Consider the following 14,829-nt stretch of genomic DNA (forward strand, 5'->3'; position numbering starts at 1 on the left):
GGGGAGCACGCGGTTATGGTCTGGAAAGAACCGGGGAACGACAAGGATCCCTGGAACACGCAGCAGCGTCCGCCGGATCTGGAGCGCACGCTGAAGAACCTGCAACAGCGGCTGGGTCGTCTGTTCGGAGGCAAACGCGGCGGGCGCCCGCGTCAATTCCACGTGGCCGTTCTGTGGTGGCTGGTGCCCGCGATCATCATCGCCTGGCTGCTGTCCGGATTTTATCGCGTGGCGCCCGGTGACCGCGGCGTGAATTTCATCTTTGGACGTTTCGAGAACAGCGTCGAACCCGGCTTGCACTGGCAGATCTCCTGGCCGGTGGGCCGCGTGCTGCTGGTGCACGGCGCGGAAGGCAGCAATTACACCCACACCTATACACGCCTGCTCACGTCCGACGGCAACGTGGTGGTGGTGGACGCGCTGGTGCGCTACCACGTGGTCAATCTGTCCGATTTTCTCTTCGGCAGCGCTTCGCTGGCGACCACGCCGCAGGAACCGGGCGCCGGCGCCAAGGCGCTGCTGGGTGATCTGACCGACGCCGCGGTGCGCACCGCCGTGGCGCGCACCACGCTCGCCGGCCTGCTCGGTGACCAGCGCGACGCGGCGGAGTCGGATGCGCGTACGCACCTGAACCAGGCGTTGCAGGCCTATACGCCCGGCATCGCCGTGACGCAGCTCGATTTCCAGCGTGTCAGTCTGCCCGAAGCCGCGGGCAGCGCGGATGCCGACGTGCAAACCGCGCGCCAGGACGCAAGCCAGGCGCAAACCGCCGCGCGCACCTATGCCGACAATCTCCTGCCGCAGGCACAGGCCGCGGCCGACGCCAGGATCAAGGAAGCCGAGGCTTATCGCACCACGCTGGTCGGTGAGGCGCAGGCGATTACCGCGGGCTTTGACGCGGTGCTCGCGGCCTATCGCAAAGCGCCGGCGCTGACGCGCGAAGAACTCTACATGAACACCATGGAAGACATTCTCGCGAATGCCAACAAGGTGATCGTGGACACGCGCAACGGCAACGTGACCGTACAGCTTGGCCAGCCGTTCCGGCCGGCGCCGGCCGCGGGCACCGCGTCCGGCGCAGCGGCCCGGAGTCCGGCCGCCAGTGCCACCACGCTGACCAGTCCGCCCGCTGCGAGCACCGGCAAGGGAGGTGCGTGATGCAACTGCACCGTTCCCTCATCAGCCTCATCATCGCGGTGATCGTGCTGATTCTCATCAGCCAGAGCGTGGGCGTGGTGATTCAGGGCCAGAGCGGCGTGCGCATGAACACGGGTCAGGTCGCGGCCACCGGATTGGCGCCGGGATTGCACCTGCGGGTGCCGTTTCTCGGCCGCATCGTCGGGCTCGACAGCGGCGCAATCATTCTCGACAGCGAGCAGTTGAACGGCGGCCGCGTGAAGCTCACCACTGCGGACGGCAAGATACTGGAAGCGGCGTACCTGGCGGTGTGGCGCATCAACGATGCCGGCGCATTCTGTCGCGCCACCGGTTGTGACGAGAGCGCCGGCGCCCGGCGCATCAACGATGCGCTCACGCCGCTGCTGCAAAAGACATTTGGCGCGCACAAATCCGCGGAGCTGCTGGCGGCGAACGATCCCGCGCTGCTCGCGGACTTGCCCGGCAAACTCGATGCGACGCTGCGGAGTCTGGGCGTGACGGTGCAATCCGTGCATCTGACGCAGTTGGCTCTGCCGTCGGACCAGTTGGACGTGGTGTACGCGCGCATGCGCAATGCGCAATCCGCCCAGGCCGCGCAAGTAAAGGCCCAGGGTGTCGCGAGCGCCGACCAAATTCGTGCACAGGCGGATCAGCAGAAGGCCGCGATCCTCGCCAAGGCCGAGGTTCAGGCGCAGACCATCCGCGGGCAGGCGCAAGCCGAGGCGGCGGCGATCTACGCGCGCGCCTACAACCAGGATCCGGAGTTCTTCCGTTTTTACCGCAGCCTGCAGGCCTACAAGCGCACCATCCAGAATCACAACAGCGTCATCGTGCTCGGCCCGGACAGCGGGTTTCTGAAATATTTTGACGGCCTCAAGGCTCCGGCCGCAAAACAGCCGTAATGAAACATGTGCGGTCACCGGTTTTATCCCTTTCCTCGTTGAGGGGAGAGAGGAGGGTGAGGGGTGATCAGATTGTCCACCCTCTCCCGCCGGCTGGAGAGGGGTCAGAAAATCGTGCATGACACGGGGGGATTGAACATGTGGGTGGCATTGGTGACAGCCGTGGGTTTGATGCTGGTGATTGAAGGCATCATGCCGTTCATCAATCCGCGCGGCTTCAAACGCACTTTGAGCGCGGTCACCCAGGCCCATGACCGCGTGCTGCGCATTGCCGGCATAGCCAGCATGATTGTGGGGGTCATTCTCCTGTATCTGGCGCGGATGTTCCTGTGACCCGCTCCATTCAGGGATAACGCAGCATGGGCAAGAACGTCATCGTCATCGGCGCCCAGTGGGGCGACGAAGGCAAGGGCAAAGTGGTGGACTGGCTCACGGACCGCGTGAGCGCGGTGGTGCGCTTTCAGGGCGGGCACAACGCCGGACACACGCTGGTAATCAATGGTGAAAAGACCATCCTCAAGCTCATTCCCGCGGGCGTGCTGCGCGCCAACGTGCAATGCCTCATCGGCAACGGCGTGGTGCTGTCACCCGTGGCGCTGTTCGAGGAAATCGCCATGCTCGAAACGCGCGGCGTGCCGGCGCGCGAGCGCCTGAAGATTTCACCGGCTTGTCCCTTGATCCTGCCCTCGCACGCGGCGCTCGACAAGGCGCGCGAGCAGGCGAAGGGCGCGGCCAAGATTGGCACCACCGGCCGCGGCATCGGTCCGGCTTACGAGGACAAGATTGCACGCCGCGCCGTGCGCGTGGCAGATCTGTTTCATCGCGAGCGCTTTGCCGCCAAGCTCGGCGAGGTGCTGGATTACCACAACTTCATACTCAAGAATTATTTCCACGCCGAGCCGGTGGGGTTCCAGAAGACGCTCGAAGATTATTTGGCGCTGGTACCACAGCTCGAACCCATGGTGGCGGACATCACGCCGCTGCTGTTTGAATTGCATGAGCAGGGCAAGAACGTGCTGTTCGAAGGCGCGCAGGGCGCGCTCCTCGACGTGGATCACGGCACCTATCCGTATGTGACTTCATCCAACACCACCGCCGGCGGCGCCGCCACCGGCACCGGGCTCGGCCCGTTGTACTTCGATCAGGTGCTCGGCATCGTCAAGGCCTACACGACGCGCGTCGGCGAAGGCCCGTTTCCCACGGAACTCTTCGATGAAATGGGCGGGCACTTGGCGAGCCGCGGCCACGAGATCGGCTCGGTCACCGGCCGGCCGCGTCGCTGCGGCTGGTTCGACACCGTCGCCATGCGTCGCTCCATCATAAACAACAGCGTCTCGGCCTTGTGCGTCACCAAGCTCGACGTGCTGGACGGTCTGGACACCCTCCGCATCTGCGTGGCTTACAAAACCGCCAAAGGCAAAGTCACGGTCGCGCCCATGGGCGCCGAAAGCTTCGCCGAATCCGAACCCGTGTACGAGGAAATGCCCAGCTGGAAAACTTCAACCGTTGGCCTGACGCAGTACAAGGAACTCCCGGAAAACGCGCGCAAATATCTCAAGCGCATCGAAAAACTTCTGGGCGTGCCGCTCGACATCATCTCCACCGGCCCGGATCGCACGCAGACCATCGTGCTCAAGCACCCCTTCGATTAAAGTGCCCGGCCACGATCGCCAGTACGACCGGGGCAGCATCAAGACTGGTTGCGAAATCGGCTTCGCCCGCTGCTTCTGGAAGACGAATCGGATGCCGGCCCTGGAGAGAAATCTGCGCTGGCTTCATGAGGCTCAAATAGATATCGGAGAGCCTACTGGATGAGGTTATCGGCGCCCCGCTAAAGCCAACCTTTAGCACTGGCGCAAACCTTGCTCTTAGTAAAGCTAGTCTTTACTATGGATCTAACCTGGGGATCATAGTAAAGGCACTGTTTACATGTCCGGAACCGCCTCACTAAACCGTGCCGGTCGCTATTTGCGCCAACCTTCGGGTTATCAGGCGTTCATTCCGGCACCGTTACCGCCGATTCCACCGGTGCGACTCGAAGGCAAACTTCAAGACCAATTGTCGCAGGCCGACCGGGCGCTCGGTCGGCTGGACGGATCCATCCAGACGCTGCCCAACCCTGATCTTTTCGTGTTCATGTACGTGCGCAAGGAAGCGGTGCTATCCAGCCAGATCGAAGGCACCCAGAGTTCCTTGCAGGATGTGCTGGCCGCCGAGGCCCGCATCCTGTCGTCGGAGCGACCGCAGGACGTGGACGAAGTCATCAACTACGTAAGCGCAATGAACCATGGTTTGAAACGCCTCGCCGAGCTGCCGGTGTCCGTGCGCCTGTTCCGCGAGATTCACGCCAAACTCCTCCACGGCGTGCGCGGCTCGCGTCTTGCGCCCGGTGAGCTGCGCACCACCCAGAATTGGATCGGGCCGGGCGGTTGCACCCTTAAAGAGGCTGCCTTTGTGCCGCCACCACCAGCGGATGTGCCGCAGGCTTTGAGCGATCTGGAACAGTTCCTGCACCGGAACGCGGATTTGCCGTTGCTCATCAAGATCGGCCTGGTGCATGCCCAGTTCGAAACCATCCATCCGTTTCTGGACGGCAACGGCCGCATCGGGCGGCTGCTCATCACCTTCCTGCTTTGCGATCGTAAGGTACTGGGCAAGCCGGTGTTGTACCTGTCTCATTACTTCAAACGCTATCGTCAGCAATATTACGACCTGCTGCAAGCGATTCGCGACACCGGCGACTGGGAAAGTTGGCTCGCGTTTTTCCTGCGTGGCATCACCGACGTAAGCCACCAGGCCACCGAAACCGCGCGTCGCATCCTCGCCCTGCGTGAGGAACACCGCGCACGCATCACTCATCATTTGGGGCGTGCCTCCGGCAACGGCCACAAGGTGCTCGAGCGTTTGTACCAAATGCCTATCATGTCCGTGGCCGATGTGCGTAAAATCACCGGTACCACCAATCCCGCCGCCAATGAATTGGTGCGCAAGTTTGTCGAGCAAGGAATTCTTGCGGAATATACCGGCCAGAGACGTAATCGGAAATTCCGCTATCAGACCTACATCGAGCTATTCAGCGGGGACGCGGACCGGTGATCAGTGGGCCAAAATCATGGGGGATGCCAGTGTGCCGTGATTTGGCGATACGCGACGTGACGCCACCGGTGGGGCAGACTAGGTGACTACGTTCAACGAAGATTCCCGGGTCAAGACCCCCGCTCTGTTGCATCTTACGCGGCTGGGATATCCGTGTCTGTCGCTGAAAGGGGCTTGCCGGGATTTGCGCAACGACATTTTCCTGGAAATTTTTGAATCCGCCCTGTTACGCGTCAATTCAGACTTGCGCCGCCTCAACAATGAGCACAACGAAGAAACAGGCGAGTACTGCAGGTCGGGCGACGGCACCGCGCTCGGCAACCGCATTACCGAGGTGCACAACGGCAGCACGCTCTTCGCCGGCAACGCCGGTCGCGACAAAAAACAACATTGGGTGGCTTAATCACTTGAGCGACTGCAGGGGAGGGGTGTGATGGAAATTCGCGAAGCTACCATCGAGCAGGAACTGATCGAAAAGCTCGGTGAGTTCAAGTACACGCTGCGCCCGGACATCCGCGACCGCGCGGCCATGGAGCGCAACTTCCGTGAGCACTTCGAAGCGCTGAATCGCGTCACCCTGACCGATGCCGAGTTCCAGCGGCTGCTGGAAGAGATCGTCACCCCCGACGTGTTCAAGGCCGCGCATACGCTGCGCAACCGCAACGCCTTCACCCGCGACGACGGCACGCCGCTCAACTACACGCTGGTGAATATCAACGATTGGTGCAAGAACAGCTTCGAGGTCGCCCACCAGTTGCGCATCAACACCGACTACAGCTATCACCAGTACGATGTCGTGCTGCTGATCAACGGCGTGCCCGTGGTGCAGATCGAGCTCAAGACGCTAGGCATCAACCCGCGCCGCGCCATCGAGCAGGTCGTCGAATACAAGAACGACCCCGGCAATGGCTACACGCGCACGCTGCTGTGCTTCATCCAGTTGTTCATCGTGAGCAATCGCGATTCCACTTTCTACTTCGCCAACAACAACGCGCGGCATTTCGCCTTCAATGCCGAGGAGCGCTACCTGCCGGTCTACCAGTACGCCCGGCCGGACAACAGCAAGATCAACGGCATGCATGCCTTCGCCGAGGCCTTTCTCGCCAAGTGCACGCTGGGCCAGATGATCAGCCGCTACATGGTGCTGGTGCAAAGCGAGCAGAAGCTCCTGATGATGCGGCCGTACCAGATCTATGCCGTAGAGTACATCGTCAAATGCATCGACGAGAACCGCGGCAACGGCTACATCTGGCATACCACCGGCAGCGGCAAGACGCTCACGAGTTTCAAGGCTTCCTCCCTGCTCAAGGCCAACCCGGCCATCGAGAAGTGTCTGTTCGTGGTGGACCGCAAGGACCTGGATCGCCAGACCCGCGAGGAGTTCAACCGCTTCCAGGAAGGCTGCGTGGAGGAGAACACCAACACCGGCGCGCTGGTGCGCCGCATGCTGTCCGATGACGCCGCCGACAAGGTCATCGTCTGCACCATCCAGAAGCTCGGCCTCGCGCTCGATGAAAACAGCAAGCGCAACCAGAGCCGCGGAAAGCGCGGCCTCGCCACCTACACCGACCAGCTCGCGCCGCTGCGTGATAAGCGCATCGTCTTTATCTTCGACGAATGCCACCGCTCGCAGTTCGGCGACAATCACCGGGCCATAAAGGAGTTCTTTCCCAAGGCCCAGCTCTTCGGCTTCACCGGCACGCCGATCTTCGAGCAGAACGCCAGCTACAAGCGCATCGAGGGCGACACGCAGACGCTCAGGACCACCGAAGATCTCTTTCAGAAGTCGTTACACGAATACACCATCACCCACGCCATCGAAGACCGGAACGTCCTGCGCTTCCACGTCGAGTACTACAAGCCCGACGGCAAGCACCCGCCGAAGCCCGGCGAGCCGCTGGCCAAGCGCGCCGTGGTCGAGGCCATCCTCGCCAAGCACGACGCCGCCACCGGCGGGCGCCGCTTCAACGCCCTGCTCGCCACCGCGTCCATCAACGACGCCATCGAGTACTACCGGATTTTCGAGAAAGCGCAGGCCGAGAAGCAGCAGGCCGACCCGCACTACCTGCCGCTCAACGTCGGTGCCGTGTTCTCCCCGCCGGCCGACATCAGCGCTGATGTGAAGCAACTGCAGGAAGACCTGCCGCAGGAGCAGGAAGACAACCGGCACGACCCGGAAGCCAAGAAGGCCGCCCTCAAGGCCATCATCGCCGACTACAACGCGCGCTTCGGCACCAACCACCGCATCGAAGACTTTGATCTCTACTATCAGGACGTGCAGGATCGCATCAAGAAGCAGCAATTCCCCAATGCCGATCTGCCGATGAAAGGCCGCGAGAAGCTCGACATCGTGATCGTGGTGGACATGCTGCTCACCGGCTTCGACAGCCAATACCTGAACACCCTGTACGTGGACAAGAACCTCAAACACCACGGGCTGATCCAGGCCTTCAGCCGCACCAACCGCGTGCTCAACGACACCAAGCCCTACGGCAACATCCTCGACTTCCGCGGCCAGCAAAAGGAGGTGGATGCCGCCATCGCGTTGTTCTCCGGCGCCAGGGCCGATCGGGCGCGCGAGATCTGGCTGGTGGACACCGCGCCGGTGGTGATCGACAAGCTCAAGACGGCGCGCGAGAACCTCGACAGCTTCATGCAGTCGCAGGGCCTCACCGGGAAACCCGAAGATATCGCCAACCTCAAGGGCGACGACGCCCGCGCCGCCTTCGTGAAGTGTTTCAAGGACGTGCAGAAGCTCAAGGTCCAGCTCGACCAGTACACCGACCTCACGCCTAAGCAGGCCCAGGCCATTGACAGCATCGTGCCCAGGGACGAGCTCAACGCCTTTCGCGGCGCGTATCTGGAAACCGCTCAGCGCCTGCGTACGCAGCAGAGCAGGCCCGGCGAGGCCAAGAACGAGAACCTGGACCAGCTCGATTTCGAGTTCGTGCTGTTCGCCTCCGCCACCATTGATTACGACTACATTATGAAGCTCATCGCCGACTTCTCGGCAATGAAGCCCGGCAAGGCCACGATGAGTCGCGAGCAGCTGATCGGCTTGATCGCGGCCGATTCCAAGTTCATGGACGAACGCGAGGACATCACCGAATACGTGCGTGGCCTGAAGGTCGGCGAGGGTCTGGGCGAAGACGCCATCCGTGCCGGTTACCTGCGGTTCAAGCAGGCCAAGGCCGCGCGCGAGCTAGTTGCCGTTTCGGAAAAGCACGGCCTGTCGATCAAAGCGTTGCAGGCTTTAGTCGATGCGGTCCTCGCCCGCCGCATATTCGATGGCGAACAGCTCACAGAACTGCTTGCGCCACTCGATCTGGGCTGGAAAGCGCGCACGCAGAAGGAGCTCGCATTGATGGGCGATCTGCTGCCGCTGCTCAAGAAGCGCGCTGGTGGGCGCGAGATCGCCGGGCTCAAGGCGTACGAGGATTGATGATGGCGAAGCGGAGCACAACGACGGCGACGCCGAGGTTGCGGTTTCCGGAGTTTCGGAATCAAGCTGGTTTCGAACCTACTCCGCTTGGTCGCGCCTTTCGCCGGATAACGAATGGAAAGGCTAACGCACAAGACCACGAGGAGGGCGGCGCTTTCCCGCTCTTCGATCGTTCTGAAGTCATAAAGGCATCAAGCAAGTTTGCTTTTGATGCCGTGGCCGTGATTCTGCCCGGTGAAGGGATGTCGTTTAGGCCTCGCTACTTTGAGGGGAAGTTCGATCTTCATCAGCGTGCGTACGCACTGATGCAATGCCAAGGTCAAGGGAAGTATTTCTACTACGCGCTGGATAGGATGAAGGCCGATCTCGCGCTCAAGGCTGTCAAGTCGACTGTCCTTTCTCTGCGCTTGCCGATCATCGAGAAGTTCGTCGTATTCGCGCCGTCCAACAACGCCGAGCAACAAAAAATCGCCGACTGCCTGACGTCGCTGGACGAGGTGATTGACGCGCAGGGGCGGAAGGTGGAGGCGTTGAAGGCGCACAAACGCGGCCTGATGCAGCAGCTTTTCCCCCGCGAAGGCGAAACCCGCCCCCGCCTCCGCTTCCCCGAGTTCCGCGATGCGCCGGATTGGTCTAACAGGCTTCTCGGAGAGGCGGCGACGTTCTACAACGGACGCGCGTACGCAAAGGAAGAGCTTCTTGAGCGCGGAAAGTATCGAGTCCTACGAGTAGGAAATTTCTTCACTAATGATCACTGGTATTACTCCGACCTAGAGCTAGAAGATTCGAAATATTGTGATGATGGAGATCTTCTTTACGCATGGTCGGCATCGTTTGGGCCGCGCATGTGGCACGGTGGCAAGACGATCTATCACTATCACATCTGGAAGGTCGTCGAGAATAAAAAGATTGACAGGGCGTTTCTCTTCTATCGCCTGAGTTCGGAAACTGAGCAAATGAGGGCGAAGGCCGCTAATGGAATAGGCATGTTCCATATCACTAAGGGAACAATCGAAAATTGGGCGAGCAGTTTTCCAGAAATTGGTGAACAACAACGCATCGCCGACTGCCTCTCCTCCCTCGACACCCAGATCACCGCCGAAACCAACCAACTCGCCGCCCTCAAGACCCACAAGCAAGGCCTGATGCAGCAGCTGTTCCCCGCACCGGAGAGCGACTGAGTATGGACGCCTTGCCATTCTCTGATCTCCCTTCGCTCGCGCAGCGTTTTCGCGAGGAACTGGAGAAAAAGAGGTTCGTCCTGCTATACGCCTACAACGGCACGGGCAAGACGCGGCTGTCTACCGCGTTCAAGGACCTGGGCAAGAAGGTCGATGAGAACGGCGAGGTAACCGAGCGCGACACACTCTACTTCAACGCGTTCACCGAAGATTTGTTTCAGTGGGACAATGATCTCGCCAACGACCGCGAGCGCGTGCTGAAAATCAACCAGGATTCCCGTTTCTTCGCCGGACTGGCTGAACTGGAGATGGATAATCGTATCCGCCCGTTACTTAATCGCTATGCCGACTTCGACTTCCGCATAGACACCTCTGAGTGGAAAGTGCGCTTCTCGCGTGAGGTTGTAAGAGGCGATAGCATGACGATGGTTGAAGGTATCAAGGTTTCACGTGGTGAGGAGAACATCTTCATCTGGTGTTTCTTCCTCGCCATCGTGCAACTGGTGCTCGACGGCGCCGAGGCCTACAAGTGGGTGAAGTACGTCTACATCGACGATCCGGTCTCATCGCTGGACGAGCACAACGCTATCACTGTCGCGAACCACATTGCGCAGATGCTGCTCAAGGCGGGCGGCAGCGCGCCGCCGACTGTGATCTCGTCGCATCACACGCTTTTTTTCAATGTGCTGGGCAACGAGTTCAGGAAGAAAGCGAAGAAGCACCTGTTGTGTCGGAACATGGTCGGTGGCGGTTATCTGCTCCACGACACGGGCAACACGCCGTTCTTTCAGCACGTTTCCAACCTCGCCGAGCTGGAAGAGGCGCAGAAGAGCGGCAAGCTCTACACGCATCACTTCAACATGCTGCGCTCGATCATGGAAAAGACGGCCAGCTTTCACGGCTATGCGAATTTCGGCGACTGCGTGCGCTCGAGCGACGAGGATGCGGACAAGACGCTGCACACACGCGTGGTCAACATCATGAGCCACGGCAATTACTCGCTCTATGAGCCGATCGAGATGCTCGACGAGAACAAGGCCCTGTTTCGCGCGATTCTCGAAGACTTCCGAAAGACTTTCCCGTTCAACCGCAACCCGTTCAATCAGGACCAGAAGGCGGATACCGAATGACCGAAAACGACCAGAAACAACTCGGCAAGACGCTCTGGAACATCGCCGACCAGTTGCGTGGCGCAATGAATGCCGACGACTTCCGCGACTACATGCTGTCGTTCCTGTTCCTGCGCTACCTCTCGGACAACTACGAGGCGGCGGCGAAGAAGGAACTGGGGCCGGATTATCCCGACGCCGATGCGATCGGCAACGGCGGCAAGACGCCGCTATCGGTCTGGTACGCGAAAAACTCCGGCGACGTGGCGCAGTTCGAGCAGCAGATGCGGCGCAAGGCGCACTACGTCATCAAGCCGGACTTCCTCTGGAACCACATCGTGCATCTGGCAAAGACGCAGCACGACGAGCTGTTGAACACCTTGCAGAAAGGTTTCAAGTACATCGAGGAAGAATCCTTCCAGAGCAAGTTCCAGGGGCTGTTCTCGGAGATCAACCTCGCTTCGGACAAGTTGGGCAAGAAATACGCCGACCGCAACGCCAAGCTCTGCGCCATCATCAGCGAGATCGCGCGCGGCATGGCGCTGTTTTCCACCGACAGCGACACGCTGGGCGATGCTTACGAATACCTGATCGGCCAGTTCGCGGCCGGTTCCGGCAAGAAGGCGGGCGAGTTCTACACGCCGCAACAGATTTCCAACATCCTCTCGGCGCTCGTCACGCTGGACAGCCAGGAGCCGAAGGAGGGTTTGCGCCGGTCGCTTGCCAGCGTCTTCGATTTCGCCTGCGGTTCAGGCTCATTGCTGCTAAACGTGCGCCACCGCATGATCGAAGCGGGCGGCACCATCGGCCGCATCTACGGCCAGGAATCGAACATCACCACCTACAACCTGGCGCGCATGAACATGCTGCTGCACGGGGTCAAGGACACCGAGTTCGAGATCTGGCACGGCGACACACTCAAGAACGACTGGGACTGGTTGCGCGAGACCAACCCGGCGAAGAAGCCGCAGTTCGACGCGGTGGTGGCCAATCCGCCTTTCAGCTACCGCTGGGAGCCGAATGATGCGATGGCTGAGGACATGCGTTTCAAGAATCACGGTATGGCGCCAAAAAGCGCGGCCGATTTTGCCTTCCTGCTGCACGGCCTGCATTACCTGAAGGACGATGGCGTGATGGCCATCATCCTGCCGCACGGCGTGCTGTTCCGTGGCGGCAAGGAGGCGGACATCCGCATCAAGCTGCTGAAGGACGGCCACATAGACACGGTGATTGGGCTACCGCCGAACCTGTTTTATTCGACTGGCATTCCGGTCTGCATCCTGGTGCTGAAGAAGTGTAAGAAGCCTGACGATGTGCTGTTCATCAACGCCGCCGAGCATTTTGTGAAGGGCAAGCGCCAGAACCACCTGTCCGATGAGGACATCGAGCGGATCGTTTCGACCTACCGGGAGCGCACGGAGCGGGAGCGTTTTTCGCGCCGTGTGCCGCTCAGGGACATCATCGCCAACGACTACAACCTCAACATCTCGCGCTACGTGAGCACGGCCGAGGCCGAGAAGGAGATTGATCTCGCGGCCACCCATGCCGAGCTCGTCAGAATTGAAGACGAAATCCGCACAGCAACGAAAAGACACAATGAATTTCTGAAAGAGCTTGGGCTGGCGCCATTGCCACCGGGTGAGCGTGACTAGGCGAGGAGTTGTCGTAAGTCTGCGTGCTCGCAGGGATGCAGGCAGAGGCGCTGGCTCGGGAATGGGAAGGGTTGTTCCGGCATCCGGCGTTGGGACGCGACACGCGTTTCAACTCGCCCTACCACCGCCCGCTGGATCTCGCGCGGCAACGGTTGATGCCTTCAACAAACATCGCTCCTTTCCGCAGCCGTCGGCACGCGGCGTGCATTGAACAGTCTGCTTGCCTCTCAAACGCCGAGGATTCTTCGTTCCGCCGGAGACCTGTGCGACAAGCCCATCCGCGGCGTCTCCTTCTAAGAGCACCTAACAAAATGAACCCCGTGACAAATCCCCCCGCGCGCAGAGCGCTCCGCCCCCCTTTGCAAAGGGGGGTGAGGGGGGGATTTCGGTTTGCCGGAGGCCATCACCGCACATTTTGTTAGACACTCTAAGGTTCTGATACGACCGAACGTATAAAGTTAAAATATACGACGTAACGTATATTGTATTTATATACGCTGTAGCGTATAAGTACCTGACACTTGGAGTTGTCCCATGGCCGAGCAAATCGCCCGAACGCCTAAACAGATCGGTGATGCTGTACGCCGCCACCGCCGCGCGCTGGGAATAAACCAAAACGATGTGGGCACAAAGACACACCTGCGGCAAGCCACGATTTCCGAACTGGAAGCCGGGGAGGCGGGCACTCAGCTCCGTACACTCTTCGGGGTGCTCACGGCGCTTAACCTGGAACTGGTCGTCCGGCCGCGGACTAAAGCCTCGACGGACAAGATCGAGGAAATGTTCTGATGGCACGGCAGCGCACACGCGTCCCGCTGAATGTTTTCCTGAACAGTCGCCTGGTCGGTCGCCTGCAACGTCAATCGAGCGGGGCCATTGATTTCCAGTATGACCGCAACTGGCTCGACTGGGAGCATGCTTCTCCGGTTTCCCTCTCCCTGCCGCTGCGTGAGGACCGGTTCATCGGCGATCCGGTCATTGCGGTGTTCGACAACCTGCTGCCGGACAACGATCAAATCCGCCGCCGCCTGGCCGAGCGGGTGGGAGCCGCCGGCAAGGATGCTTATAGCCTGCTTGCTGCCGTCGGCCGTGATTGCGTCGGCGCACTTCAGTTCCTACCCGATGGCGAAGAACCGGATCCGGCGGGCGGTATCTCGGCGCGTCCCCTGAGCGACACGGAAATCGCCGGTATCCTTGGCGACCTGAAACGCACCCCCTTGGGTGTGGATGAAAGCGGGGAATTCCGCATTTCTCTGGCCGGAGCGCAGGAAAAGACCGCACTGCTCTACTGGCAGGACAAATGGCAAATGCCTCACGGCACCACCGCGACGACGCACATCCTCAAGCCGGAGATCGGCAAACTGCCGAACGGAATTGATCTCACACAGAGTATCGAGAATGAACATCTGTGCATGCGTTTGATGACCGCATTCGGCTTGCCGGCGGCCAAGACGCAGATGCTGGAATTCAGTGGCAAACGCGCGCTGGTGGTCGAGCGGTTTGATCGGCACTGGGCGTTAGACGGCCGGCTGCTGCGGCTTCCGCAGGAGGATTGCTGCCAGGCGCTCTCTGTGCCGCCAACGCGTAAATATGAGTCCGAGGGTGGGCCCGGTATCCGCCAAGTGCTTGATCTGCTGAAAGCAAGTGATGAGCCTGACAAAGATCAAAGACTGTTTCTCAAGGCTCAAATTGTATTTTGGTTGTTGGGAGCAACCGACGGTCACGCCAAGAATTTCAGTATTTATCTTTTTTCTGGCGGCAGATTCCACCTCACGCCGCTCTACGATGTCATGTCCGCGCAACCCAATGTGGACGCAGGGCAGATTCAGCACAATCGCATGAAGTTTGCGATGGCGGTCGGCGACAGGCGCTATTACACGGTGAACTCAATTATGCCGCGTCACTTCCTACAGACGGTGGTACGGTGCGGCCTCTCGGGTGAATTCGCCCAGGGCATTCTGGATGAAATTCTTGCGGGCGTGGATAGCGCGATTGACGCTGCTCTCGCTGGCTTGCCCGCGGGATTTCCGGAGAGCGTCAGCGCATCCATAACCGACGGCATTCGCGCGCGTCTTCAGTTGATTGCCCAAGAAAAGACCATTGGGCGAGGCGCGGCTCAATGAGTATGAAGTGTTTGAGCTGGTGCCTAGGAGAGGGTGAGAGCGGTGTCTTTATTGCCATGCCAGTGGCATGGCAATCCGCTCGAACGGGTGAACATGGATGTTCACCCTGGACAGCCTACCAAGGACGGTACTGCGAGCGAGAAGTGTTTGAGTTGGTGCCCAGGAG

At 60.2% G+C, this 14,829-nt stretch carries 12 protein-coding genes; all 12 read left to right on the forward strand.

From position 1 onward, the window contains the following. Positions 1 to 15 precede the first annotated feature (15 nt). The 12 genes from hflK (at position 16) to VJR90_10450 (ending at position 14,663) form a co-directional block, all read left to right on the forward strand. Entirely contained in the window at positions 16 to 1,158 is a 1,143-nt protein-coding gene (gene hflK / locus VJR90_10395; GenBank protein ID HKV97880.1) for an FtsH protease activity modulator HflK, read from the forward strand. Further along, the gene (locus tag VJR90_10400) at positions 1,158 to 2,060 is read left to right on the forward strand and encodes an SPFH domain-containing protein (protein ID HKV97881.1); all 903 of its coding nucleotides are present in this window, start codon (positions 1,158 to 1,160) and stop codon (positions 2,058 to 2,060) included. The genes hflK and VJR90_10400 overlap by 1 nt, the downstream gene beginning before the upstream one ends. A 138-nt stretch (positions 2,061 to 2,198) precedes the next feature. After that, positions 2,199 to 2,393: a DUF2065 domain-containing protein gene (locus tag VJR90_10405; protein ID HKV97882.1), complete on the forward strand. Its 195-nt coding sequence runs from the start codon at positions 2,199 to 2,201 to the stop codon at positions 2,391 to 2,393. Positions 2,394 to 2,419: 26 nt separating this feature from the next. Further along, positions 2,420 to 3,712 carry an adenylosuccinate synthase gene (locus tag VJR90_10410; GenBank protein ID HKV97883.1) on the forward strand — a complete coding sequence of 431 codons (1,293 nt, stop codon included), beginning with the start codon at positions 2,420 to 2,422 and terminating at the stop codon, positions 3,710 to 3,712. Between the two features lie 277 nt (positions 3,713 to 3,989). Next, the gene (locus tag VJR90_10415; protein ID HKV97884.1) at positions 3,990 to 5,156 is read left to right on the forward strand and encodes a Fic family protein; all 1,167 of its coding nucleotides are present in this window, start codon (positions 3,990 to 3,992) and stop codon (positions 5,154 to 5,156) included. A gap of 82 nt (positions 5,157 to 5,238) precedes the next feature. Further along, entirely contained in the window at positions 5,239 to 5,559 is a 321-nt protein-coding gene (locus VJR90_10420) for a hypothetical protein (GenBank protein HKV97885.1), read from the forward strand. A gap of 30 nt (positions 5,560 to 5,589) precedes the next feature. Next, entirely contained in the window at positions 5,590 to 8,598 is a 3,009-nt protein-coding gene (locus VJR90_10425) for a type I restriction endonuclease subunit R (GenBank protein HKV97886.1), read from the forward strand. A 2-nt stretch (positions 8,599 to 8,600) separates the two neighbouring features. Then, a complete protein-coding gene (locus VJR90_10430; GenBank protein HKV97887.1) occupies positions 8,601 to 9,779 on the forward strand; it encodes a restriction endonuclease subunit S in 1,179 nt (392 codons plus the stop codon). A gap of 2 nt (positions 9,780 to 9,781) precedes the next feature. Continuing rightward, on the forward strand, positions 9,782 to 10,909 hold the full coding sequence (locus tag VJR90_10435) for an AAA family ATPase (protein HKV97888.1): 1,128 nt from the start codon (positions 9,782 to 9,784) through the stop codon (positions 10,907 to 10,909). Next, entirely contained in the window at positions 10,906 to 12,540 is a 1,635-nt protein-coding gene (locus VJR90_10440; protein HKV97889.1) for a type I restriction-modification system subunit M, read from the forward strand. The genes VJR90_10435 and VJR90_10440 overlap by 4 nt, the downstream gene beginning before the upstream one ends. 534 nt (positions 12,541 to 13,074) lie before the next feature. Further along, positions 13,075 to 13,329, forward strand: coding sequence for a helix-turn-helix domain-containing protein (locus tag VJR90_10445; GenBank protein HKV97890.1), 255 nt, complete (start codon positions 13,075 to 13,077; stop codon positions 13,327 to 13,329). Then, positions 13,329 to 14,663, forward strand: coding sequence for a type II toxin-antitoxin system HipA family toxin (locus tag VJR90_10450; GenBank protein ID HKV97891.1), 1,335 nt, complete (start codon positions 13,329 to 13,331; stop codon positions 14,661 to 14,663). Before VJR90_10445 ends, VJR90_10450 begins: the two co-directional genes overlap by 1 nt. Positions 14,664 to 14,829: the final 166 nt, after the last annotated feature.

The sequence above is a fragment of the Gammaproteobacteria bacterium genome, from assembly GCA_035279405.1.
In the GTDB taxonomy this organism is placed as follows: domain Bacteria; phylum Pseudomonadota; class Gammaproteobacteria; order Natronospirales; family REEB76; genus REEB76.

Bases quoted from the DNA above. Each gene is read 5' to 3' on its own strand.
- hflK (HKV97880.1), top strand. From the start codon at position 16: ATGGTCTGGAAAGAACCGGGGAACGACAAGGATCCCTGGAACACGCAG.
- VJR90_10400 (HKV97881.1), top strand. From the start codon at position 1,158: ATGCAACTGCACCGTTCCCTCATCAGCCTCATCATCGCGGTGATCGTG.
- VJR90_10405 (HKV97882.1), top strand. From the start codon at position 2,199: ATGTGGGTGGCATTGGTGACAGCCGTGGGTTTGATGCTGGTGATTGAA.
- VJR90_10410 (HKV97883.1), top strand. From the start codon at position 2,420: ATGGGCAAGAACGTCATCGTCATCGGCGCCCAGTGGGGCGACGAAGGC.
- VJR90_10415 (HKV97884.1), top strand. From the start codon at position 3,990: ATGTCCGGAACCGCCTCACTAAACCGTGCCGGTCGCTATTTGCGCCAA.
- VJR90_10425 (HKV97886.1), top strand. From the start codon at position 5,590: ATGGAAATTCGCGAAGCTACCATCGAGCAGGAACTGATCGAAAAGCTC.
- VJR90_10430 (HKV97887.1), top strand. From the start codon at position 8,601: ATGGCGAAGCGGAGCACAACGACGGCGACGCCGAGGTTGCGGTTTCCG.
- VJR90_10435 (HKV97888.1), top strand. From the start codon at position 9,782: ATGGACGCCTTGCCATTCTCTGATCTCCCTTCGCTCGCGCAGCGTTTT.
- VJR90_10440 (HKV97889.1), top strand. From the start codon at position 10,906: ATGACCGAAAACGACCAGAAACAACTCGGCAAGACGCTCTGGAACATC.
- VJR90_10445 (HKV97890.1), top strand. From the start codon at position 13,075: ATGGCCGAGCAAATCGCCCGAACGCCTAAACAGATCGGTGATGCTGTA.
- VJR90_10450 (HKV97891.1), top strand. From the start codon at position 13,329: ATGGCACGGCAGCGCACACGCGTCCCGCTGAATGTTTTCCTGAACAGT.